This window comes from Nonomuraea sp. NPDC049625 (assembly GCF_040675285.1).
Classification (GTDB): domain Bacteria; phylum Actinomycetota; class Actinomycetes; order Streptosporangiales; family Streptosporangiaceae; genus Nonomuraea; species Nonomuraea angiospora_A.
This window is the reverse complement of the sequence record NZ_JBFAOQ010000023.1, coordinates 48,133-71,317: the sequence shown is the minus strand read 5'-3', so window position 1 is coordinate 71,317 and position 23,185 is coordinate 48,133. Positions and strand designations below refer to the sequence as shown.

At 72.0% G+C, this 23,185-nt stretch carries 18 protein-coding genes; 9 read left to right on the top strand and 9 right to left on the bottom strand.

Going from position 1 to position 23,185, the window contains the following annotated elements; translation table 11 throughout:
* Positions 1–39: 39 nt before the first annotated feature.
* Positions 40–426, bottom strand: coding sequence for a VOC family protein (locus AB0J87_RS56070; protein ID WP_350732953.1), 387 nt, complete (start codon positions 424–426; stop codon positions 40–42).
* Between the two features lie 110 nt (positions 427–536).
* Here AB0J87_RS56070 and AB0J87_RS56065 point away from each other — a divergent pair, with 110 nt between their 5' ends.
* Together AB0J87_RS56065 and AB0J87_RS56060 are read left to right on the top strand one after the other, a co-directional pair.
* Positions 537–1,526, top strand: a complete 990-nt coding sequence (locus tag AB0J87_RS56065; RefSeq protein WP_363982614.1) for an alpha/beta hydrolase fold domain-containing protein — start codon at positions 537–539, stop codon at positions 1,524–1,526.
* Positions 1,527–1,553: 27 nt separating this feature from the next.
* A complete protein-coding gene (locus AB0J87_RS56060) occupies positions 1,554–2,285 on the top strand; it encodes a WYL domain-containing protein (protein ID WP_363982611.1) in 732 nt (243 codons plus the stop codon).
* Positions 2,286–2,547: 262 nt separating this feature from the next.
* Here the strand turns inward: AB0J87_RS56060 and AB0J87_RS56055 are convergent, their stop codons facing one another.
* From AB0J87_RS56055 to AB0J87_RS56040, 4 genes are all read right to left on the bottom strand, one after another.
* The gene (locus AB0J87_RS56055; protein ID WP_363982609.1) at positions 2,548–5,703 is read right to left on the bottom strand and encodes a S8 family serine peptidase; all 3,156 of its coding nucleotides are present in this window, start codon (positions 5,701–5,703) and stop codon (positions 2,548–2,550) included.
* A gap of 79 nt (positions 5,704–5,782) precedes the next feature.
* The gene (locus tag AB0J87_RS56050; protein WP_363982606.1) at positions 5,783–6,613 is read right to left on the bottom strand and encodes a hypothetical protein; all 831 of its coding nucleotides are present in this window, start codon (positions 6,611–6,613) and stop codon (positions 5,783–5,785) included.
* Positions 6,614–6,687: 74 nt separating this feature from the next.
* The gene (locus AB0J87_RS56045) at positions 6,688–7,698 is read right to left on the bottom strand and encodes a CU044_5270 family protein (protein WP_363982603.1); all 1,011 of its coding nucleotides are present in this window, start codon (positions 7,696–7,698) and stop codon (positions 6,688–6,690) included.
* Positions 7,691–8,257, bottom strand: coding sequence for an RNA polymerase sigma factor (locus tag AB0J87_RS56040; protein WP_350732947.1), 567 nt, complete (start codon positions 8,255–8,257; stop codon positions 7,691–7,693). Before AB0J87_RS56040 ends, AB0J87_RS56045 begins: the two co-directional genes overlap by 8 nt.
* 216 nt (positions 8,258–8,473) lie before the next feature.
* On the opposite strand from AB0J87_RS56040, the gene AB0J87_RS56035 reads away from it, so the two are divergent.
* Entirely contained in the window at positions 8,474–9,493 is a 1,020-nt protein-coding gene (locus tag AB0J87_RS56035) for a LacI family DNA-binding transcriptional regulator (protein WP_363982600.1), read from the top strand.
* 59 nt (positions 9,494–9,552) lie between these two features.
* On the opposite strand, the gene AB0J87_RS56030 is transcribed toward AB0J87_RS56035, so the two are convergent.
* Positions 9,553–11,175 carry a glycoside hydrolase family 43 protein gene (locus AB0J87_RS56030; RefSeq protein ID WP_363982597.1) on the bottom strand — a complete coding sequence of 541 codons (1,623 nt, stop codon included), beginning with the start codon at positions 11,173–11,175 and terminating at the stop codon, positions 9,553–9,555.
* 125 nt (positions 11,176–11,300) lie between these two features.
* Here AB0J87_RS56030 and AB0J87_RS56025 point away from each other — a divergent pair, with 125 nt between their 5' ends.
* The 4 genes from AB0J87_RS56025 to yicI are packed head-to-tail and all read left to right on the top strand — an operon-like array spanning position 11,301 to position 16,757.
* The gene (locus AB0J87_RS56025; RefSeq protein ID WP_363982594.1) at positions 11,301–12,653 is read left to right on the top strand and encodes an extracellular solute-binding protein; all 1,353 of its coding nucleotides are present in this window, start codon (positions 11,301–11,303) and stop codon (positions 12,651–12,653) included.
* Positions 12,654–12,704: 51 nt separating this feature from the next.
* Complete coding sequence (locus AB0J87_RS56020) at positions 12,705–13,631, top strand: sugar ABC transporter permease (RefSeq protein ID WP_355208643.1); 927 nt, start codon at positions 12,705–12,707, stop codon at positions 13,629–13,631.
* Positions 13,628–14,512 carry a carbohydrate ABC transporter permease gene (locus AB0J87_RS56015; RefSeq protein ID WP_363982591.1) on the top strand — a complete coding sequence of 295 codons (885 nt, stop codon included), beginning with the start codon at positions 13,628–13,630 and terminating at the stop codon, positions 14,510–14,512. The genes AB0J87_RS56020 and AB0J87_RS56015 overlap by 4 nt, the downstream gene beginning before the upstream one ends.
* A gap of 7 nt (positions 14,513–14,519) precedes the next feature.
* Positions 14,520–16,757, top strand: a complete 2,238-nt coding sequence (gene yicI / locus AB0J87_RS56010) for an alpha-xylosidase (RefSeq protein ID WP_363982589.1) — start codon at positions 14,520–14,522, stop codon at positions 16,755–16,757.
* On the opposite strand, the gene AB0J87_RS56005 is transcribed toward yicI, so the two are convergent.
* Together AB0J87_RS56005 and AB0J87_RS56000 are read right to left on the bottom strand one after the other, a co-directional pair.
* Positions 16,655–18,382 (bottom strand): CocE/NonD family hydrolase, encoded by a 1,728-nt coding sequence (locus AB0J87_RS56005; protein ID WP_363982586.1) that lies wholly within the window; start codon positions 18,380–18,382, stop codon positions 16,655–16,657. The two genes, yicI and AB0J87_RS56005, sit on opposite strands and share 103 nt — an antisense overlap.
* On the bottom strand, positions 18,379–18,957 hold the full coding sequence (locus AB0J87_RS56000; protein WP_363982583.1) for a helix-turn-helix domain-containing protein: 579 nt from the start codon (positions 18,955–18,957) through the stop codon (positions 18,379–18,381). Before AB0J87_RS56000 ends, AB0J87_RS56005 begins: the two co-directional genes overlap by 4 nt.
* Positions 18,958–19,028: 71 nt before the next feature.
* Here AB0J87_RS56000 and AB0J87_RS55995 point away from each other — a divergent pair, with 71 nt between their 5' ends.
* On the top strand, positions 19,029–20,552 hold the full coding sequence (locus tag AB0J87_RS55995; RefSeq protein WP_363982581.1) for a carboxylesterase family protein: 1,524 nt from the start codon (positions 19,029–19,031) through the stop codon (positions 20,550–20,552).
* Positions 20,553–20,692: 140 nt separating this feature from the next.
* Here AB0J87_RS55995 and AB0J87_RS55990 read toward each other — a convergent pair whose 3' ends face one another.
* Complete coding sequence (locus AB0J87_RS55990) at positions 20,693–21,709, bottom strand: LacI family DNA-binding transcriptional regulator (protein ID WP_363982578.1); 1,017 nt, start codon at positions 21,707–21,709, stop codon at positions 20,693–20,695.
* 196 nt (positions 21,710–21,905) lie between these two features.
* Here AB0J87_RS55990 and AB0J87_RS55985 point away from each other — a divergent pair, with 196 nt between their 5' ends.
* Positions 21,906–23,174 carry a sugar ABC transporter substrate-binding protein gene (locus tag AB0J87_RS55985; RefSeq protein WP_363982575.1) on the top strand — a complete coding sequence of 423 codons (1,269 nt, stop codon included), beginning with the start codon at positions 21,906–21,908 and terminating at the stop codon, positions 23,172–23,174.
* Positions 23,175–23,185 lie beyond the last annotated feature (11 nt).

Here is a 23,185-nt window from a genome sequence, read left to right as displayed (position 1 = left end):
ACCCGGCCCTGTCGCCGGGTGTCACGGCACCCGGCTCCGTCAGCGGGTGTCACGGCGCAGCGGATGATCGGACGGGACCTCGACCAGCACGATGCGGTGCCCGTCGGGGTCCTCGATCCACAGCTCGATGAGGCCCCACGGCTCCAGCCGCGCCTCACGCACCACCGTGACCCCCGCCTCCCGGAGCCGTCCCTCCTCCTGCGCCACATCGCGTACCTGCAGCCACAGCGACAGCCCGGAAACGGCCCCGTCGTCGGAGTGCCCGGAGATCTCCAGGAACCCCTGGCCGAGGAAGAAGACCACGCCCGGGTGGTCGGCGGGGCCGAACTCGCGATAGACGGCCAGGCCGAGCGTCTCACGGTAGAAGCCGAGGCTCCGGGCGAGATCCTTCGGACGCAGCAGCACTCGATTGCTCAGCACCTCCATGCCCGACCTGTTCCCCGTCGGACCGGCGGAAACGCGGCACCACGATGTGAGCGACATCACCCGCCAACCGTGACACAACGGTGTCGCGGCCTCGCGACACGCTGGGCCGCATGAACGTACCCACCATTCACCTGATCGGTCAGGACCCCGACGAGCTGGCCGAGACCGTCGCCGTCAACGACCGCATGGAGAAACTGCTCGACGGCCAGGTGCCGCTGCACGTCCAGGACGACCCCGTGGCGGCCCGCGAGTTCCAGCGCACGGGCGGAGGCGGGTTCCCCACCCTGCCGCGGGTTCCCGAGGCGAGCTGGCGCACCGTGACCACCTCCGACGGCGGCCGGCTCCCGCTCCGGGTCTTCCTCCCGCCGGACGGGCGCGCGCCGGAGGGCGTGTTCCTGCACTTCCACGGCGGTGGCGGGGTGATCGGCTCGGCGGACGGGCAGGATCCGCGCCTGCGTGACGTGGCCGCCAACTGCGGGGTGGCGGTGCTCAGCGTCGAGTACCGGCTCGCCCCGGAGCACCCCTATCCCGCCGGGAACGACGACGCCGAGCAGGCGGCCCTCTGGCTGCTGGCGAACGCCGCCGCCGAGTTCGGCACGGAACGGCTGCTCGTCGGCGGCGAGTCGGCCGGGGCGCGGCTGGCCGTCACCACGCTCCTGCGGCTGCGTGACCGGCACGCCGTGACACCCGCCGAGGCGTTCCTGGCCGCACAGCTCTCCTTCGGCGGCTATGACCTGGGCCATGGCACGCCGAGCAGCCGCGCGTCGGGCGACCGGAACCGGCTGATCAACCGGCCGATCCAGGAATGGTTCCGGAGCAAGCAGTTTCCGGGACTTTCGCCCGACGAACGCCTCGATCCCGACATCTCCCCCCTCTACGCGGACCTGCGTGACCTGCCCCACGCGCGGTTCACGGTGGGAACGGCCGATCCCGTCCTCGACGACACGCTGTTCATGGCGGCCCGCTGGGCGGCGGCGGGCAACACGGCCGAACTGGTGGTGGCGGAGGAGGGCTGGCACGGGTTCACGCTGCATCCCACGGCGCTGGCCCGGGGCGAGCTGGCGGCCCAGGAGGAGTTCGTCCGCCGGCGGCTGCCCTAACCTGAGAACCCCGACCCGGATGACGCCATGAACCGTACCGAACGCCTCTACGCCCTGGTGGACGAGCTGCGCGCGGCCGCGCCCCGGCCGCGCACCGTGGGCTGGCTGGCCGACCGGTTCGGGGTGTCGCGGCGTACCGTGCAGCGTGATCTGCAGGCGCTGATGGAGGCCAGGGTGCCGGTGCGCGCGGAGGCCGGGCGGCACGGCGGCTGGTTCATCGACCGCGACACCGCCCTGCCGCCGATCAACCTCACCGCGGCGGAGGCGCTGGCGGTGGCCGCGGCGCTGGCCGGAGCCGAGCAGACGACGCCGTTCTCGGCCGCGGGGCCGGCCGCCATGCGCAAGCTGGCCGCCGCCCTGGGCGAGTCGGCCGCGGAGGAGGTGCGCGCCCTGACCGAACGCATCCACGTGCTGCCCGCCCGGACCGCCTCCGGCGTGCTCCCGGTCGTCGAGCAGGCGGTGGCCCGCCGGCGCGTCGTCTGGATCCGGTACGCCGACTCGGCGGGCCGGGAGAGCGAGCGCGAGGTCGAGCCGGGCGGGCTGCTCACCGCCTCGGGCGCGTGGTACCTGATCGGATGGTGCCGCAGCCGGCGGGCGGGGCGGGGCTTCCGCCTGGACCGCATCCTCGCCGCCGAGCTGCGGGACGAGCCCTGCCCGGCCCGTACGGTGTCGTCCCTGGACCACAGCCTGGCCGAACGCGTTCGTCAGGCCGACACGCTGCGCTCCCTCAGCTGGGAGAGCCCACCGCGCAGGCCCTGATGACGGTCCGGGTGAGGCCGGTGCCGGCGGTGTCCGCCATGGGCAGGCCCCCCCTTGGCGATCAGCGGCCGGGCGTCGGACGGGATCACGTACAGATGGCCCCCGCTCATCTGCCCGGTGAACGTCACCTCCCGGTCCTGGCCGGGACCCGGTCGCCGGGTGATCAGGGTCACGGCGTTGTCCGCGAGGCCGGCCGGCGGTGGAGCGGCCGACGTGATGTGACAGGAGACTTGGCCGGCCGAGGTCGGCCGGCCAGGTCTCGTCAGCCGACGGCGTAGGCGCGGCTGATCGTCTGGGTGACGCGGTCACCCGCGCTGTCCGTCGCCGTGGCGCGGAGCGAGACGTACCCCGGGGTGCGGGGGTTGGGGAGCAGCACCGTCCAGCCGGTGCCGCCGGGGAGCACGGGGATCCGGCGCCAGGTCGCGCCGTCGTCGGCGGACATCTCCAGGGTGAGAGACCGCACCGCGGCCTTGGCGGCTCCGGGGTTCCGCTCGACCCGGACGGGGACCCGGGTCACGGATCCCGGACGGGCGCGGTTGGAGTCGTCGAGGCCGGCCGGTGCGTAGCGTAGCGCCATCAAGGGCAGGGGCGACGGTTTCGCCGTGCCGGCCGAGCGGAAGGTCCAGATGGTGTCCACCGCCGTGGTCAGGGCCGTGTGGGGTGCCTGCCTGCGTACCGACGCGGTCAGCGTGTAGGTGTCCGCGGCCTCCGGGAGCCGCGCCGACAGCAGGCATTTGCCCGGTTCCGCGGGCGCGCAGCCGGTCACGTCGGCTTTCGCGATCACCTCGCCGTTCCGGGCGAGGGTGAGCGCGCCGGTGGCCGCGGCGTCGGCGCCGCTCCGCCCGGGGGCGCCGTCGCTGAACAGCTGTGCGGCCGAGACGTTCAGCTCGTTTCCGGTACGTTCGCCGCCGCCGGCGGCGAACCCGGGTCCGGTGACCGCGGCGTTCCACACCTCGCGTACCGGTCCCCGATCCAGGCGGCCGCTGATGCCGGTCAGCGTGGCGGTGCCGGTCCGGAAGTCGCTGTCCCAGACGAATCCCGGGGTCCGGTAGTTCGTCATGGAGCCGGGGAGATCGACGGCGGGCGACGGGACCGTGAAGGCCCAGTCCATACCGGGCATGCGGGGTCCGGTGGCCGCCACGCCCCGGCCCGGCACGCCCGAGGCGCGGTAGGTCTCGCTCACCTTCACCAGGTCGGCCGTCCGCGCGGTGTAGGCAGGGTCGTCCGGAATGCCGCCGACCCGGTAGTCGACCAGGTCGTACCGGTAGGGGCTGGGCGAGGTGTCCTTCTTGTGCCAGACGGTGCTGGTCATGTAGCGCAGCTCGGGCTGGCGTACGGGGAGCACGAAGAAGCTCCGGCCGGGGTCTCCGACGGCTATCCAGCCGAAGTACCAGGTCCCGTTGGCCAGGGTGAGACCCTGGATCTGCTCCGGCACGGCGGTCGGATCGTCCACCGAGAACCGGATCTGCTTGGCCTGGCGCGCGTCCAGCACCACCTTCTGATCGTCGTTGCCGACGTAGACCGGGACGTGCGCGGTCGTGGCGGCGGTGGCTTCGTACACGTCCGCGTAGAGGTTCCAACGGCCCTTGGGCAGGCGGACCTTGGCCGTTCCGCGCTCGAACATGATGAGTTGGGAACCGCCGGTGACGAGGTTGTAGAACTCGCCGAAGCCCGAGGCGGGGCCGCCGTCCCGGGTGATGCCGGTGACGGTCACGTCGGCCGATTCCGGCTCCACGTACGCGCCGGCCAGGGTGCGGATGACGGTGTCGCCCGAGGTGGCGGTGACGACGCCGGTGTGCTCACCGGTGCTCTTGCCCTCGGCGTCGATGGTGAGCGTGACCTGCGCCTCCGCTCCCGCCGGCACCTGCAGCCGGTCCGTGGACAGTTTCAGCACGTCGCCCGTGACAGCGAGGTCCAGGGTGACGGGGGAGTCGCCGGAGTTGGCGTAGGTGAGGGTCCTGGTCGCCTGCCGGCCGTCCGTGCCGTCCCAGGGGAAGGCGGCCCAGGCGGTGCCCGGTACGGCGACGACCGGCTGTGCCAGCGCGCGGACCAGGTCCACCCGCCCGCCGCCCTGGTCGAAAGGTGTGGCGCCCGGGGTGGGGACGGCACTGCCGATCAAGGCGGCCTTGAGTCGTTCACCGGTCCAGCCGGGATGACGCTGGGCGAGGATCGCGGCGGCCCCCGCCACGTGCGGCGCGGCCATAGAGGTGCCGTTGTGCGCGATGTAACCGCCGCCGACGGCCGCCGCCGTGATCTCGACACCGGGGGCGGTGATCTCCGGCTTGATCGCGTGGTCGCCCAGCCGGGGACCGCGGCTGGAGAACCCGGCCAGCTGGTCCGTACGGTCCACCGCGCCGACGGTCAGGGCCGCGTCGGCGCTGCCCGGGCTGCTCACGGTGCCCGGACCGCCGTTGTTGCCCGCGGCCACGACGAACAACGCGCCGGTCCGCGCCGAGAGCGTGTTGATCGCCTGTTCCAGCGGGTCGAGGTCCATGGTGTCGGCCCCGCCGATGCTCATGTTGACGATCTTCGCTTTGACCTCGGTGGCCGCCCACTCCATGCCCGCCAGCAGGGCGGAGTCGGTGATGCCCTCGGCGCCGCCGACCTTGCCGACGGCGAGCCTGGCCCCCGGCGCCACGCCGCGGTACTTCTCCCCGGCGCCCGCGATGATCGAGGCGACGTGCGTGCCGTGGCCGAACGTGTCGCGCGGGTCGGAGTCGCCGGTGAAGCTGCGCGCCTGCGTGACCACGCTCTTGAGGTCCGGGTGGTCGGGGTCGTAGCCGCTGTCGAGCACGGCGACCGTGACGCCCTCTCCGGTCATGCCCTGCTTCCACGCCTCGGTGGCGCCGATCTGCTTGACGCTCTGGTCGAGCGTGAACGAGCGGCGCCCGTCCAGCCAGATCCTCGTCCTGCCCGCGGTCTGGGCCCGGGATCGGCTGATCAGGTCCTTCCAGGACTCTCCCGCGCCCTTCTTGGGCAGCCGCAGGGCGGTCATCCCGAGCGCGGCGAGTCGCGCGGTCTGCTGCGCGGCCTTCAGCGGCGACGCCGGATCCGCGCCCGTCTGGGTGATGAGCGGGATGTCCGCTCTGTCCGCGTCGCCCAGCCGCCACCGCAGGAGCTGGGTGACGTCGAACAGGCGCCTGTCCAGAACGCCCGCGGCCACCAGCGGCATCGCGTCGGAAGGGATCACGTGGAGGTGTCCGTCGCGGTACTGCGTGAAGTACCTCACCTGCCGGCCCGGTCCGGGCTCCACCCGGTGGCCGCGGCCCGTCACGACGACGCGGTCGCCGGTCAGGAGGGTGACGCTGCCTGCCTCTTGCGCGGCGCTCGCACTGTCACCGGGAACAGGCTGCTGAACGGCAGCCAGACCGACCGTGCCGGCCAGTACCGCGGCCATCAGCCCACTGCCTAAGCTCATGTCCTACCTTTCGGTGGTCAAAGATGATCCATGCCCAGCCGTTGCCCGGCGGACGGCATGGTCCGCCGGGCAACGGTGCTCAGAGCGCGAAGTCCAGCGCGAACTCCTGGTACACCCGCTCCTCGATCGCCCGCGCCCGGGGCGCGTACGCCGGGTAGAAGGCCTTGCCGCACTCCAGGTCGGCCAGCGCCGCCGTGACCTCCTTGTCCAGGTACGGCTTGGCCTGCTCGGGCGTCAGCCGAGGCAGCACGACGGCCCCCTTCGGCAGCGAGCCCTTGCTCTGGGCTCTGGCGACCTCGGTGGCCTCCTTCGCGAACGTGGCCCGTCCCCGGCCGGCCAGCACCGACGGCCTGGTCTCGGCGACCTTCAGGCAGCCGCCGAACTCCTTGCCCAGCGCGGCCACCTTGGCGTCGGCGTCGAGCTCGCGCAGCCCCTTGGCGAGCGCCGAGTTCACGTCGGCGAGGAAGTCGTCCTGCGAGGTCACCGTCTTGCCCAGCACGGTCTTGACGGCCTTGGCGAAGCACTTGTCGTCCGCCGCCCGCCAGGCCTTGAGGTCCTTGGCCGACAGCGACATGAGGAGCTTGTCGTTCCTGCTCTCACCCATGTCCCGGTCGACCGCGGGGTCGCCGGGGAAGACGAGCCTGGACCAGACGCCGAAGCCGTACTTGGCGCGGTAGGCCCGCATCGCCTCGTGGTCGCCCGCGAGCCGGGCGCGCTCGTCCTTCGTCCGGTCGCGCTTGATGACCTTCTCCGGCAGGTACGCGAGCCCCTGCTCCTTCATGCAGGCGGCCCGCATCGACTCGATCTTGGCCTTGTTCTCGTACGCGGCCTCGGTCCCCGGCGTGGCCGTGGCCAGGCCGCCGAACGAGGTCGCGAGCAGGGCGGCGGCGACCGCCTTGGCAATGAACATGATGATTTCCCTTCGTTTTCCGGACATGCGAAACAGAACTCCCGGCGCGAAAGGCGCCGGATCGGGGGAAGGTCTCAGCAGGGGATGCGCAGCCGCGACGCCTTGGGCGACACCTCCGGCAGGGCGGTGACCAGATCGACGGTCAGCACGGCGGTGCCCGTCACCGTCCCCTTGCGGGAGGTGTAGACGCCCTCGGGCATCTTGACCTGGATGTCCCTGGTGTTCACCGTGCGTTCGCCCAGGTAGTGGTAGGTCCGCCGATCGAAGATCAGCTCGGAGCGGCGGCCGTCGCCCTCGTCCATGGCCACGGCGACGCCCGGCCGGCCCGCCGCGTCCACGGCATCGCCGATCAGGCGGATCCCCTTCAGCTCGGACGCCACCTGGAAGAGCGCGGCACTCAGGCTCGGACGCACCACCGACTCCGCGACCAGCTGCTTGAGCTCGGCCCACATCCGCGCCGGGTCCCGGCCGGTCCGGGCCGCGAGCTTCGCGCGTACCGCTTCGACGTCGGTGGGCCAGGCGCCCAGCCGCACGTAGGCGCGCTGTCCGGGGCAGGAGGACTCGTACAGGGTGTCCTCGGCGCCTCTGTCCCACAGCCACCGGGGCACCGGGTCGCCCGTGACGGACTCGGCCCGATCCCGGAGCAGCCAGGGCTTGCCGGGGTCCGCGGGTTCCCAGCGCTCCTCGACCGCCGTCACCACGTAACCCAGCACCGGCCCGCCCGACGGGTCGCGCGTGTTGCGCGGGTCCTGGGTCCGCCTCTTCGTGTGCACGTACTGGCCGGGCCCGGGCACCAGGTCCCGCTGGTCGGCGGCGGCCCGGGCGGCCCGCTCCAGCACCGCCTGGGCGTTGGCCGGCGGCGTGGCCGACCCGCCCAGGACCACCTGCCCCGCGATGATCACAGCGGTGAGCGCCGTCGCCAGCAGGCCGACGGCGGCCAGCCGGAAGGCGTACCGGCGCCGTGGTCGTGTGCGCGGCGGGGCCGCCGCCCGGGCCAGCAGGGCGACGCGGGCGGCGGCCAGGTCACGCTCGGTGGCCTCGGGCGTGTCCGCCCACAGGCGGTCGAGCTCCGCCATCTCATCCATGATCGGTTCCCTCCAGGGCCTGGCGGACCTTCTTGCGCGCCCGGTTGAGCCGCGAGCGGACCGTCCCGACCGGGATGTCCAGCGCGACGGCCACTTCCTCGTACGTCAGCCCGACCCACGCCACCAGCAACAACGCGTCCCGGTCCCCGGTGCGCAGCCGGGCCAGCGCCGCGACCAGCGGCCGGTTGACCGCCAGCGTCGCGACGCCGTCCTCGACCAGGCCGCCGCCGATCTCCGCCGGGTCCAGGCCGCCACGCGCGTACGCCCGGTACCTGGCCAGCTCCCGGCGGTGCCGCTTGCCGATCACGTTCGAGGCGATGCCGTACAGCCAGGGCCGGGCGTCGTCCTGGCCGGGCTGATAGCGGTGCCGGTGCTCGAAGGCCGCCAGGAACGTCTCCGACACCACGTCCTCGGCCGCGTCGGCGCCCAGCCTGCGGGCGGCGTAGCGGTGCAGCGCGGGGGCATGGCGGTCGAACAGCACGGCGAACACCTCGGGCTCCTCCCGGGACCTGCGGATCAGGTCCGGGTCGGCGGCCTCGGCCGTCGCCGGTTCTGCCATGAAACGGTCAGCTCCTTCATGCGGTGCCTTCCTCGGTGGGCACGGTCGCCTGTACTTACCGCCACGGCGCGAAAGAGTTCACGGACGACTCCGATGCCATGACCGCTTTGGGCGGGAGCGCCCGGCGGATGTGGCACCATCGAATCGGCACCGCGGCGCGCGGGCGGGTCGCTCGGGCAGACGGGCCAGCACGGTGGAGGCCGGGAAGCGAAGGACATGAATCGGGCACCAGGCATGGTGGATGTGGCACGCGAGGCGGGCGTGTCGCACGTGACCGTCTCCCGCGTCCTCAACGACCACCCGTCCGTCCGCCCGGAGACCCGGGCTCGCGTCGAGGCCGCCATCGAGAAGCTCGGCTATCGCCGTAACAGCGTCGCCCGCGCGCTCAAGAGCCGCCGTTCCTCGACGATCGGGGTGGTGCTCGCCGGGGCCGAGCTGTACGAGCTGCCGCGCGTCCTGCGGGGCGTGCAGACGGCGGCGCAGCGGGCCGGATACTGGGTCAATATGGCCAGCTGGCAGGGCGGCACCACCAGAGACCTGGCCGAGACCCTGCAGCGGCTCACCGACCAGGCGGTCGAGGCCATCGCGGTCATCGCCGACCGGCCCATGGTGATGGACGCCCTGGCCGACATCGTGACCGGCGTGCCGATGACGGTGGTCATGTCCGGCAACGTGCCCAACCCGGACGTCGGCTTCGTCGAGCTCGATCAGGAGCTGGGCGCGCGGCTCGCCGTACGGCATCTGGTGGAGCTGGGGCACCGCCACATCGTCCACCTGACCGGCGCGCTGCGCACCTTCGACGCCCGAGCCCGCGTCGAGGGCTGGCGGGCCGCGCTGGAAGAGGCGCCGGAGGCCGGCGGCGAGTTCTTCGAGGGCGACTTCACCGGCAACAGTGGCTACCGGCTGGCCCACTACCTCGTCACCCGCCGCACCGGCGAGCCGCCGACGGCGATCTTCGCCGGCAACGACCAGATGGCCATGGGGGTGCTGGCGGCCTTCGCCGAGCTCGGCGTGAAGGTGCCCGGCGACGTCTCGCTCGTCGGTTTCGACGACATCGCGGGAGCGGCCTATCAGGTGCCCGCGCTGACCACGGTCCGCCAGGACTTCGTCGCTCTCGGCGCGCGCTGCATCGAGCAGGTGCTGCGCATGATGCAGGGTGAGCCGGCCTCATGCGAGCGGATCGCTCCCGAGCTCGTGATCCGGCGCAGCACGGCGCCGCCCAAGCCGCCCCGCTAGGCGCAACGCCGCCCGAGCCGACCCGCCAGGCGCAGCACGGCTCTGCCCAAGCCGCCCCGCTAGGCGGCCGTTTCGGGGTCGGGCTGGTAGTCGAACCAGTGGACCCGCGCCCGTCCGTCGCTCGCGTGGCCGTTGCCGGTGGCGTACAGGCCCAGATAGACCCCGACGAAACCGCCCGCGCGCTCGGTGCTGAAGAAGGACCGTTCGATCGTGGCCAGGCTGATCCACTGCGCCGCGGTGAGGTCCCTGACGCGGAAGGTGTAGCCGGCCTCGTCTCCGTCGACCGCCAGCAGCACCTCGCCGGTCGAGACCGGGACCGAGGCCCGGCGGGTGCTCGTGCCCGCCTCCCGGACCGTCAGCACGACCTGCGCCTGCCCGTCGCCGTCCACGGTGAGGGAGAGTGTGGCGTGGTGGTCCTGGTGCTGGAAGACGGCCAGGCCGGCCTCCTCTGACGGGCGGGCCGCGGCGAAGCTGATCCGGGTCCGCACGCCGAAGCGGACGTGCTGCTGGCGCCGGCCGAGGAAGGCCGGCACGCCGGTGGAGCTGAGGGCCTCGGGGGCGAGGCCGAGGTCGAGCCCGGACCCGTCGGCCGTGGGCCGGACGCGGTCGCCGGCGGGACCGCGCAGGCTGTTCCACTCCAGCCCGCCGAAGTGCGCCCGGCCGGCCGGAACAGCGGTGTCGCCGTCCGATTGCCCGTCCGGTACGGCGGTGTCGCCGTCCGGTTGTCCAGCCAGAACGGCGGCGTCGCCGTCCGGTCGGCCGGACGCGATTGACGGGAGCCGCTCCGACAGCCGCACGGCTCCCGACTCGGGGGCGAAGACGGGCCCGTGGGCGGTCCAGGTCACGGGCACGAGGAAGACCTCCCTGCCCAGCGTGTGGGTGCCCGCGATCGGCCGCACGCCGAGCGTCACCGCCCACCACTCGCCGACGGGGGTGTCCACCAGGTCGGCGTGGCCGACGTTGTGGATGGGCTCGCCCGGGCCGCGGTGCCGGTGGGTCAGCAGGGGGCTGCGCGGGTCGGTGACGTAGGGTCCGGTGACGGTGCCGGAACGCGCCGCGGTGACGCTGTGGTTGCTCTCGGTGCCGCCTTCCGCGGCGATCAGGTGGTACACCCCGTTGCGTTTGTACAGGTGCGGCGCCTCCACCCACGCCCCGCGCACCGCGCCCTGCCACAGCACGTGCGTGGGGCCGACGAGCTTGAGCCGTTCCAGGTCGAGTTCGCGCATCCACAGCTCGCCGGGACCGCCCTGGACCGCGTCGCGGCAGGCGGTGAGCCAGCACCGGCCGTCGTCGTCGAAGAACAGCGACGGGTCGATGCCCTCGGCCTCCAGCGGCACGGGGTCCGACCACGGCCCGGCGGGGTCGTCGGCGGTCACGACGAAGGTGAGGCTGCCCTGCCGGTTCACGGCCAGCGTGGAGACCACGTAGAAGGTGCCTTCGTGGTGGCGGATGGTCGGTGCCCAGACGCCGTCGGAGACGTCCAGGCCCTCCAGCGCGAGCAGTCCGGGCCGGTCCAGCACATGCGTGAGCTGACGCCAATGCACCAGGTCACGGCTGTGGAAGAGGGGCAGTCCTGGAAAATAGGTGAATGACGAGGTGACCAGGTAGAAGTCCTCGCCGACCCGGCAGATCGAGGCGTCCGGATAGCACCCGGGCAGGACCGGGTTGCGGAAAGCAGGCACGGGGGCTCCGAGAGATCTCACAAAGAGGGGGCTTGACAGGATGACAACGTTAACATCAGGTTAGATCCCAACGCACGACCCGGCATTCCCGCCGAGGCGCACCACCCCTTGCCCAGGAGATCGTCATGACCCCACCGACCCCGCCCCGACGCCGCCGACCCCGGACGAAGCTCGGCGCCGCGGCGCTGGCGCTCGCCCTGGCGGCGTCGCTGGCCGCCTGCTCGTCCGCCGACACCCCCTCCCCGAACACGGCGGCGAGCGCGAGCGGGCCGGTCACGCTGCAGGTCTGGACCTGGAACTTGAAGGGCGGCGACCCGGAGGCCGAGGCGATCATCGCTAAGTACCACCAGGAGAACCCCAACGTCACGATCAAGCTGTCGGAGGTCGGCGGAACCTCCGACACCGCCTCCAAGCTGCTGGCCGCCGACAAGGCCGGCGACACCCCCGACGTCGTGCAACTGGAGTACCGCGCCGTGCCGGCCATGGTGGTCTCCGGAGCCGTGAAGGACATCACCGCCGACGTGGCGTCCGCCAAGTCGGGCATCGACCCCAACATCTGGGCCCTGACCACCTTCAACAACCAGGTCTACGGCGTGCCCCAGGACATCGGGCCGATGGCGTTGACCTACCGCAAGGACCTGTTCGACAAGTACGGCGTCAAGGTCCCCACCACCTGGGCCGAGTACGCCAAGGCCGCCGAGCAGATCCACAAGAAGGACCCCGACGCCTACATCGCCAGCTTCGCCGCCAACCAGCTCGAGTTCTTCGCCGCCCAGGCCACCCAGGCCGGTGCCCAGTGGTGGAGCACCGACGGCAACGCCTGGAAGGTCGGCATCGACGGCGAGCCGTCCCTGAAGACCGCCGACTTCTGGGAGGACCTCGTGAAGCGGGACCTGGTGAAGGTCGAGCCGCTGCTCACGCCGGAGTGGAACGCCCAGGTCAACAAGGGCAAGATCCTGAGCTGGGCCGCCGCGGCCTGGGCACCCAGCGTCATCTACTCGGTGGCGCCCGACACCGCCGGCAAGTGGGAAACCGCGCCGCTGCCGCAGTGGACGCCCGGCAACCCCGCCGTCCCGTTCCTGGGCGGATCCGCCTACCTGGTGCCGGCCAAGTCGAAGCACGCCAAGGAGGCCGCGGCCTTCGCCGCCTGGCTCGGCGCCTCCGACGAGGGCTCCAAGCTGCAGCTCACGCTCGACATCTATCCCGGCGGGAACGCCGGGCGCCAGGCGACGCTGACCCACGAGCCGCCTAAGCTGATGCCGCAGCAGAAGGACTTCTACCAGGTCACCGACCAGGTGATCAAGAACACGACCATCCCGGTGACCTGGGGACCCAACGTGAACATCGCGCAGAGCGCCTTCGGTGACGCGCTCAACAAGGCGGCGCTCGACAAGACGTCCTTCCGCGCGGTGTACCAGGCCACGCAGCAGGCCGTCGTCGCCGACCTGCAGAAGTCCGGCTACACCGTCACCAAGTAAGACGCCGAGGGCCCGGCCGGGCCCTCGGCTCGACCCCTTTCTGGACGTCTCATGACCGCCAGCTCCGCCGGGCGACGCCTGCGCGTCCGCGCCGTCGCCACCCCGTGGCTGTTCGCCACGCCCGCGATCGTCTTGTTCACCCTGTTCCTGATCGTCCCGATCGGTTACGCCGTCTACCTGAGCTTCCGCGGCTTCCGCATCGAAGGCGGGGGCGCGTTCGGGCGGCGGGTGGAAGCCTTCATCGGGTTCGACAACTACGCCGCCGCGCTCTCCGACCCCGAGTACGTCGCCGGGCTCGGCCGCGTCCTGCTCTACGGCGTCATCGCCATCCCCAGCGTGCTGGGCCTGGCCCTGCTGTTCGCGCTGCTGCTCGACACCCCCAGGGTGCGGGCGCGCGGCTTCACCCGTACCGCGATCTTCCTGCCGTACGCGGTGCCCGGCGTGATCGCCAGCCTCCTGTGGGGCTTCCTGTACCTGCCCAGCACCAGCCCCATCACCTACCTCGCCAGGCAGCTGAATGCCGGGCCGCTGGACTTCTTCGGCTTCCCCGCCCTGTACTTCTCGCTGGCCAACATCGCGCTGTGGTCCGGCGTCGGCTTCAACATGATCATCATCTTCACGTCGCTGCGCGCCATCCCCACCTCCGTCTACGAGGCGGCCCGCATCGACGGGGCGAGTGAGTGGCAGATCGCCTGGCGCATCAAGATCCCGCTGGTCGCCCCCGCGCTCGTGCTCACCGGCCTGTTCTCCGTGATCGGCACCCTGCAGCTCTACAGCGAGCCGGCCACGCTACGGCCGATGACGACCACGATCAGCTTCACCTGGGTGCCGCTGATGAAGATCTACCAGGAGGCGTTCACGAACGACAACCTCGGCGGGGCCGCGGCCGCCTCCGTGGTGCTGGCGGTGGGCATCCTGGTCATCTCGCTGCTGCTGCTGCGGTTCTTCCAGCGCCGGACCTTCGGAGACAACGCATGACCGCCGTATCCCGCACCGGTGAGCGCCAGTTCCACCGCCGCCGCCCGGCGGCGGCGCGGCGGCCCCGCCTCCCGCTGATCGTGCTGCTGCTCGGCGCGCTGTACTGCCTGACCCCGGTGGCCTGGGTGGTCATCGCCGCCTCCAAGACGTCGCGCGAGCTGTTCACCACCTTCTCCTTCGCCCCCGGCACCGGCCTCCTCGAGAACCTGGCCAACCTCAGCGCCTACGGCGGCGGCCAGTTCTGGAAGTGGGGGCTCAACTCGCTGCTCTACGCCGGCGTCGGCGCGATGCTGTCGACGCTGGTGTCGGCCATGGCCGGCTACGCCCTGGCCAAGTTCCGCTTCCGCGGGCGCGAGGTCCTGTTCTCCGTGATCCTCGCCGGCGTGCTCGTGCCCGGCATCGTGCTGGCCGTCCCGCAGTATCTGCTGATGTCCGCCGTCGGCCTGGCCGGGACCCACTGGTCGGTGCTGCTGCCGGTCATCATCAACCCGTTCGGCATCTTCCTGTGCCGGGTCTTCGCCGCCGCCTCAGTGCCGGAGAGCACGCTGGAGGCGGCGCGCCTGGACGGCGCCGGGGAGACCCGGATCTTCGGCACCATCGTGTTGCCCATGATGGTGCAGGGGCTGGTCACGGTGTTCCTGCTGCAGTTCGTCGGCATCTGGAACAACTTCCTGCTGCCCTTCATCATGCTCTCCGACCAGGACAAATATCCGATCACCCTGGGCCTGTACACGTTCCTGGGCAAGGGCGCGGGCGATGGGGACCTGTACTCGCTGGTCATCATGGGCTCGGCCGTCTCCGTCATCCCGCTGATCGCCCTCGTTCTGGTGCTGCAGCGGTTCTGGCGCGCGGACCTGCTGGCCGGCGGACTGAAGGGATGACCCACCGATGAAGTTCACCGACGGGCTCTGGCAGCTGCGCCCCGGCGTCACCGCGCTGTACGCGGCCGAGGCGTACGACATCGCCACCGAGGAGGGCGCGTTCACCGTGACCGCGCCCACCACCGTCATCCACCGCCGCGGCGACACCCTCAACCGGCCGGTCCTCTCGCTGAGGCTGTCGTCACCGCTGGCGAACGTCATCCGCGTCCGCATCGACCACCACACGAGCGACGGCCGCGGCTTTGACCTCGTCGGCGCGGAGGACGGCCACGGAATCGTCAAAACGGACGAATCGACGACCCTCACCAGCGGCACGCTGAGCGCGACCATGGCACCCGGAGCCCCCTGGAACCTGTCGTTCCACGCGGACGGGCGCCCGCTGACCTCCAGCGGTCACAAGTCCATCGGCTACTTCCGGCTCGCCGGGGACGCGCAGGTCGATCCGGCGCCGGTCGGCGGCGCCCGCGCCTCCGTCCACCTCGCCCAGCAGCTCGCGCTGGACGTGGGCGAGGTGGTCTACGGGCTGGGGGAGCGCTTCGGGCCGCTGGTCAAGAACGGCCAGACGGTGGAGATCTGGAACGCCGACGGCGGGACCTCCTCGGAGCAGGCCTACAAGAACGTGCCGTTCTACCTCACCAACCGCGGATACGGCGTCTTCGTGAACCACCCGGGGCACGTCTCGTACGAGATCGGGTCGGAGACGGTGCAACGCGTGCAGTTCTCGGTCGCGGGGGAGAGCCTCGAATACTTCGTGATCTACGGGCCCACCCCCAAGCAGATCCTGGAACGCTACACCGCGCTCACCGGCCGCCCCGCGCGCCTGCCCGCCTGGTCCTACGGCCTGTGGCTGTCGACCTCGTTCACCACCGACTACGACGAGCAGACGGTGACCTCGTTCATCGACGGCATGGCCGAGCGCGACCTGCCGCTGTCGGTCTTCCACTTCGACTGCTTCTGGATGCGCGAGTTCAACTGGTGCGACTTCCAGTGGGACCCGCGGGTCTTCCCCGACCCCGAGGGCATGCTGGCCCGCCTGCACGCCAAGGACCTGCGCGTCTGCGTGTGGATCAATCCGTACATCGCCCAGCGCTCACCGCTGTTCGCCGAGGCCGCTGAGCGGGGCTTCCTCCTGAAGCGCCCGGACGGGTCGGTCTTGCAGTGGGACCTGTGGCAGGCCGGCATGGGACTCGTCGACTTCACCGACCCCGACGCGACCCGCTGGTTCCAGTCGAAGCTGCGCGCGCTGCAGGACCAGGGGGTCGACGCGTTCAAGACCGACTTCGGGGAGCGCATCCCGCTCGACGTCGCCTACTTCGACGGCTCCACCCCCGAACGCATGCACAACCTCTACACGCACCTCTACAACACGGCGGTGTTCGAGGTGCTCGAAGAGCGCCGGGGCCGGGGTGAGGCGGTGCTGTTCGCGCGGTCGGCGACCGCGGGCGGCCAGCGGCTGCCGGTGCACTGGGGCGGCGACTCGGGATCGACGTACGGGTCCATGGCGGAGAGCCTGCGCGGCGGCCTGTCGCTCGCGTTCTCCGGGTTCTCCTTCTGGAGCCACGACATCGGCGGCTTCGAGGGCACTCCCGACCCCGGCGTGTTCAAGCGCTGGGTCGCCTTCGGGCTCATGTCCTCCCATTCGCGGCTGCACGGCTCCACCTCCTACCGCGTTCCGTGGGCCTTCGACGAGGAGGCCGTGGAGGTGACCCGGCTGTTCACGAAGCTCAAGCTGCGCCTGATGCCGTACCTGTTCCAGGCGGGCGTCCAGGCGCACGAGAGCGGGACACCCGTGATGCGGCCCATGGCGATGGAGTTCCCCGGCGACCGCAACGCCGCCCACCTCGACACCCAGTACATGCTCGGCCCGGACCTGCTCGTCGCGCCCGTCTTCACCCCCGACGGGACGGTGGAGCTCTACCTGCCCGACGGCACGTGGACGAACTACCTGACGGGGGAGCGCGTCGAGGGCGGGCGCTGGCGCACCGAGCGGCACGGCTTCACCTCGATGCCGATCTACGTGCGCGAAGGCGCCGTCCTGCCCGTCGGCGCCAGGGACGACCGGCCGGACTACGACTATCTCGACGGCCTGACCCTGCGCGTCTACCCGGGGCCGGACGGGGAGACCACCCTCACCGTCACCGATCACGCCTCCGGCGAGCCCGCCCGGTTCACCGTCACCCGCTCCGGTGGCGAGGTGCGGGTCTCCTCCTCCCTCGCCTCCGGCTGGACGTACGAACTCGCCTGACGGCGCGTTCGGCGCACGGGGAGGAGCACCGCCGACGGGTGTTGCGGGTCGTGGAAGACCTGCTGGTCGGCGGTGCGGAGGGTGGTGGCGGTGGCCCGGGGCTCGCCGGTGCCGGGGTTGCGGTTGTAGCGGGGAAAGGCGCCGCTGGAGACCTGGACGCGGATGCGGTGGCCGCGCCTGAAGCGGTACGCGGTCGGCCACAGGGTCACCGTGGCGGGGGTGATCTCGTCGGCGCCGGTGAGGCTGATCAGGCCGTCGCAGACGTTGGTGGAGCGGCCGTCGGCGTCGACGTCGCACAGCCGGACGAAGACGTCGGCGTGGGGCAGGCTGGAGCGGAAGAAGATCTCGGCGCTCACCTCGCCGACGACCTCGGCGTCCTCCTCCAGTACGGACGTCGTGTACGTGAGGACGTCGGGCCGGGCCTCCAGGGCGGCGTTGTCGACGCGGCCGGCCTGCTCACCGAAGGCCATGCGGACGCCGCCGAGGGCCGGGGTGGGGTCGGCCGGGTCGTAGCGGTAGCCGTCGGGGGACGAGCCGGCGGGAGCCTCGGTGGACAGGGCGCCGCCGGGCTGGAGATGGAAGCGCCGGGGCTCGTATCCCGGCGGCGGCCAGGACGGGAAGTCGCGCCACTTCTCCTCGCCCATGACGAACAGGCGTACCGGGGCGCGCTCGGCCGGCTCCTCGCCCCGGGCCAGCGCCAGGCCGAAGTCGAGGGCCTCGGCGGCGGCCGTCTGCCCGACACCCATGGAGATGTGGGCCCAGGGGCCGACGGTGAGGCGGGCGAGGGGGTGCCCGGCGTCCTGCATGGCCCGGTGGTCGCGGAGCTGGCCGGGCAGGAAGATGTCGTACCAGCCGCCGACGCTGCTCACCGGCACCTGGATGTCCGGGACCCGGTGCCGGTGGTCCAGGCCCTGCCAGAACGGGCTGCCGGCGTCGTGGGCGAGGATGTTCTGGATGTAGTCGTCGTGGTGGCCCAGGGCGGCGGTGTCGGCCTGGGCCAGCGGCAGCGTGCGCAGGGCACGCCGGACCTTCTTCGCCCGGAGCAGCTGGCGCGGCATGGCGAGCGGGCGTTCCTGGCCGGCAACCTGGACGCCCCAGACGAACGGGGTCTCCAGGGAGAAGGCGTCCCCGCGCAGGAAGTCCAGGGTGAGCGCCGATTCGGAGACCCCGGGGATCATGGCCTTGACCTGGGGCGGTAGGGCGTCGGCGACCGCCCACTGGACGAAGCCGAGGTAGCTGGAGCCGTAAAGGATCATCGACTCGCCGAACCACGGCTGCCGGATCACCCAGTCGAGGGTGTCGAGGCCGTCCTCGCGCTCGCGGCGCAGCGGGTCGAAGGCGCCCTCGGAGCCGAAGGTCCCGCGGGTGCTCTGGATCAGCACCTGGAAGCCCCGTTCGGCCAGCGGGCGGGCCATCGGGCCGGCGGTCAGGCCGGCCCGGCCGTAGGGGGCGCGGATGAGCGCGGTCGGCAGGCCGTCGCCGCCAGACTTGGGCGCCCAGCGGTCGGCCAGCAGGACGGCTCCGTCGCGCATCGGCACGCGCAGGTCGCGCTCGATCGTCAGGTCCCTGGTGAGGGGCGGGGGCAGGCGCAGCAGGCGCTGGACGAGATGGCTGTTCAGGTTCATCGCGGGCGACCTCCGGGGGTGCGGGCGAGGGTGGTCGAGAGGCGCAGCAGGCGATCGGCCAGTTCGCCGGGGTCGAGGGGGTCGTCGGCGTCGATCAGCCAGTCGTTGACGATCGTGCCGGTCCCGCCCGCGATCAGCGCGGCCAGGTCCTGCGCCGTGGCGTCGTCGAGGTCGCCGAACACCTCGCGCAGGCCCGTCACGGTGATGAGCGAGCCGAACAGCCTGTTCAGGTCCCGGGTCATCGGGAACGCGCAGGATCCGGTGAGCATCGCGCGGTAGAAGGGCCGGTGCCGGGCGAAGTGCCGGGCCATCGCCAGCATGCGCGCGCGAGGCGGCGCGCCCTCGTCCCCGGCCTCGGGGAGGAGCTCCCGTTCGACCAGGTCGGTCGCGGCCGCCACGAGGAGCGCGTCACGGTCCCCGAACTGCAGGTACACCAGTTGCCGGCTGACGTCCGCGGCGTCGGAGAGCTCGCCGACGGGAAGGGCCGTGGTGCCGCGCTCGGAGACCAGGCGTACGGCGGCGGCCATGAGGGCGGCACGGGAGCGGCGCACCCGGCGGTCTTGTCGATCCTGCACCCCCGCAACTCTAGACATGTGTTAAAAAATGGACAACAGTTAAATCAGTCGATTTAGGCAAAGGAGCCGCCATGTCCGCAGCCGAGGAGCCCGAGGTCCGTACCACCGCCGGCGTGGTGCGCGGCCGCACGGAGGACGGGCTGGCCGTCTTCCGCGGCATCCCGTACGCCGAGCCCCCGATCGGCGCGGCCCGCTTCCAGGCGCCGCGGCGCGTGCGCGGCTGGGACGGCGTACGGGAGGCGTTCACCTTCGGCCCGCCGGCCCCGCAGGACGCGAGCATTGCCGGCCGCGGCGGCGGTGACCTCTTCAAGGGTACGGGCGACGACTGGCTGACGGTCAACGTCTGGACGCCCGACCCAGACCCGGCGGCCCGCCGCCCGGTGATGGTGTGGATCCACGGCGGCGCCTACAAGCACGGCTTCTCCGGCAGCCCCGGCTACGACGCCCGGCACATCGCCCGCGACGGCGACGTGGTCTTCGTGTCGCTGAACTACCGCCTCGGCGTCGAGGGCTTCGCCCATATCGACGGCGCGCCCGCCAACCGGGCCCTGCTCGACCAGGTCGCCGCCCTGGAGTGGGTGCGGGAGAACATCACGGCGTTCGGCGGCGACCCCGGCCAGGTGACCGTCCTCGGTGATTCGGCCGGCGCCGGGTCCATCGCCGCGCTGATGGTCATGCCGAGCGCGGCCGGCCTGTTCCGGCGCGCCGTCGGGCAGAGCCTGCCGGGCACGTTCTTCTCCGACGCCCTGGCCCGGGATGTCGCGGCGGCGATCGCCGCCGAGGCGGGCCTGCGCCCGACGGCCGGGGACCTGTCGGGCGTGGATCCGCGGGAGCTGCCGGCGATGGGGCATGCCCTGGAGTCGAAGATGCGGCAGTACGAGGACCGCTGGGGCTCGTTCGCGCACACGCTCACCGCCTTCTCGCCCGTGGTCGACGGCGAGGTGCTGCCGGCCGCCCCCTGGCAGGCGCTGGCGGGCGGCGCGGGACGGGACGTGGAGCTGATCATCGGCCACACCCGCGACGAGTTCCGCACGTTCCTCCTCTTCTCCGGACAGCTCGGCAAGATCACCGAGGAGCAGGCGGGGGAGACGCTGCGCCGCTTCGGCCCCGGCGAGGACGGCGAGCGCGCCTACCGCACGGCGTTCCCCGGCGCGTCCGCCGAGGAGCTCCACGAACTCGTGCAGACCGACTGGCTGTTCCGCATGCCGACGCTGCGCCTGGCCGAGGCGCAGGCGGCCGGGGGCGGCAGGGCCCACCTGTACGAGCTGGCCTGGCAGTCCCCGGGCAACGGCGGGGTGATGCGCGCCTGCCACGGCCTGGACGGCCCGCTGCTGTTCGGCACCTACGACGCCCACCTGGGCCCGGCGGCCATCGGCCCCGAGCACACCGCCGAGGCCCGCGAGCTGACGGCGCAGATCCGCACGGCCTGGACGTCCTTCGTGACCTCGGGCGACCCGGGCTGGCCCGCGTACGACTCCGAACAGCGCCTGACCCGGATCTTCGACACGGTTCCGTCGGTCGCCGCGTACCCCGAGGAGACCTCGCGCCGCCTGTGGCAGGACCACGTCTTCGAGGCGCTTCCCCTGCCGGGATGAGGGTTGAGCCATGCGTCTTTCCCGTTCGGGGAGGGGGTCGAATCGATTCGACTGGACCATAAGCGTCTCCCGGCACGGCGGTCAAGAGCCGGAAACGTGGATGGCACGCCGCCGTCACGCGGACGGCGGCTCTGGACCGATCAGCCGCGCGGGCGGGCGGGGCCGGTGGTGCCGCGCAGCGAGATGGGCGGGGCCACCAGCAGGTGGCGCTGCGGGGTGCCGGGGTCGGCGACGCGCTGGATGAGCAGCTCGACGGCGCGGGCCCCCATCTCGTCGGCCGGGACGTCGGCGGCGGTGAGCGGCGGGTGCAGGTTCTCGGCCCAGTGCTGGGCCGCGACACCGGCGATGGAGAAGTCGCCGGGCACGCTCAGGCCAGCTTCGGCCAGCCCCCGGTACATGCCGGACACCGCCGCCTCGTTGATGGTGGCGACGGCGGTCAGCCCCGGGTGCTCGGCGAGGAGCTGCTGCAGGCAGGCCTGCCCGGCCTGGGCGTCGTCGGCGCAGCAGACCCGCACGCCGCGCAGGCCGCGTTCGGCGATGGCGCGGTCGAAGCCGGCCTGCGCCCGGTGGCCGGGGCCGTAGCCGGCCGCGACCAGCTCGGCGTTGCGGTTGACCAGCGCAAGCTGCCGGTGGCCGAGGTCGGCCAGGTGGTGGACGCACTTGGCGATCAGCGTCTCGTAGTCGATGTCCACCCAGGACATGTCCTCCGGGTGCCGGGTGCGGCCGATGCCGACGAACGGCAGGCCGAGCTCCTGCAGCCGGGCGACCCGGTCGTCCTCCAGCCGGATCTCCATGAGGATGACGCCGTCCACGCGCCGGCCGGTGACGACGCGCTCGAAGGAGCGGTCGTGCTCGCCGCCGGAAGGCGACAGCAGGACGTCCAGGTCGGCGCGGGCGGCGGCGTCGACCACGCTGGCCACGAAGCCGAGCTGCATGTCGGTCAGCCGCTGGCTGGCCGGCGGGATGACCAGGCCGATCGTGCGGGTGCGGCCCTCCTTCAGCGCCCTGGCCGAGGCGTTGGGCCGGTAGCCCAGCTCGTCGATGACCGTCAGGATGCGGCGCTTGGTCTCCTCCGACACCGGGCGCTTGCCGGTGAGCGCGTACGAGACGGTGCTGCGCGACACGCCCGCCCGCTTGGCGATCTCTCCGATGTTCACCCGTGCTCCTCGTCCGATTCCGCCGGTCGGCGACCATCGTAGGTCGAACCGGTTCATGACGTGCACTCCGTCGCGACCTCTCCGCCCATTGACGCCTACGGCGGAGCGGGCCTATCTTCGGTCGAACCGATTCGGCGAATCGATTCGACTTCATCCCGAAACAACCTCGTCACGCGTGTCAGCGGAGGTCAGCTCAATGAGATCAGCGGCAAGGAGCCGGCGTGCGGCCGGCGCGAGTCTGGCGGTCCTGGCCGCCGTGGGCGGGCTGGTCGCCTGCTCGTCATCGTCCGACGGCGGCCCGGCGACCGCCGGTCAGGCCACCGGGGGCGGGACGTACACGATCTGGGACCCGTACCCGCAGTACGACAAGAGCTCGGAGTGGGTGAAGCTGCTGGACAAGTGCGGCACCGACGCCGGGGTCAAGGTCGAGCGCACCGGCTACGACACCAGCGACCTGACGAACAAGGCGCTGCTGGCGGCCCAGCAGGGCAACGCGCCGGACGTGCTGATCGTGGACAACCCGGTGGTCTCGACGCTGGCCGAGGCCGGCGTCCTGACGACCACCGAGCAGAACAAGCTCGACGTCTCCGCGATCGCGCCGAACCTGCTGGCCGCAGGTCAGAGCGGCGGCAAGACCTACGGTGTCCCGATCGGCGCCAACACCCTGGCCCTGTACTACAACAAGGACGTCCTGAAGAAGGCCGGGGTGGACGTCGCCGCGGTGAAGGACTGGCCCTCGCTGACGGCGGCGCTGGAGAAGGTGAAGGCGGCCGGGAAGAAGGGCATCACCTTCTCGGCGATCGGCACCGAGGAGGGCAGCTTCCAGTTCCTGCCCTGGTTCTGGGGCTCCGGCGCCGCTCTCACCAAGCTCGACTCGCCCGAGGGCGTCTCGGCCGTGGCGCTGTGGAGCGACTGGCTGAAGAAGGGGTACGCCCCCAACTCGGTCATCAACAACACCCAGACGACGAGCTGGCAGGAGTTCGCCACCGGCGACTTCGCCTTCGCCGAGAACGGCACCTGGCAGCTCGCCAACGCCAAGAAGACCGGTTTCGAGTACGGCATCATCCCGGTCCCCGGCAAGGCAGGCGGCACCGCGCCCGCGCCCACCGGCGGCGAGTTCGTCAGCGTCCCGGTCCAGTCCGACACCGGCCGCTACGCCACCTCGCAGAAGCTCGTGACCTGCCTGACCAGCACCGACAACTCGCTCGCCACGACCACCACCCTGTCCTACGTCGCGCCCACCGACGCGGTGCAGGCCAAGCAGGTGGCGGCCGACCCCGAGCTGAAGGTGTGGGTGGACGCGGTCAAGGCGGCCAAGGGCCGCACCAGCGACGACCTGGGCACCAAGTACCCGAAGATTTCGGAGCCGATGTGGGGCGCGGTGCAGGCGGCGCTGAGCGGGTCCAAGTCCCCGCAGGAGGCGATGACGGCGGCCCAGGCGGCCGCGGCGAGCGCGACCCAGTAGCCGGCATGAGC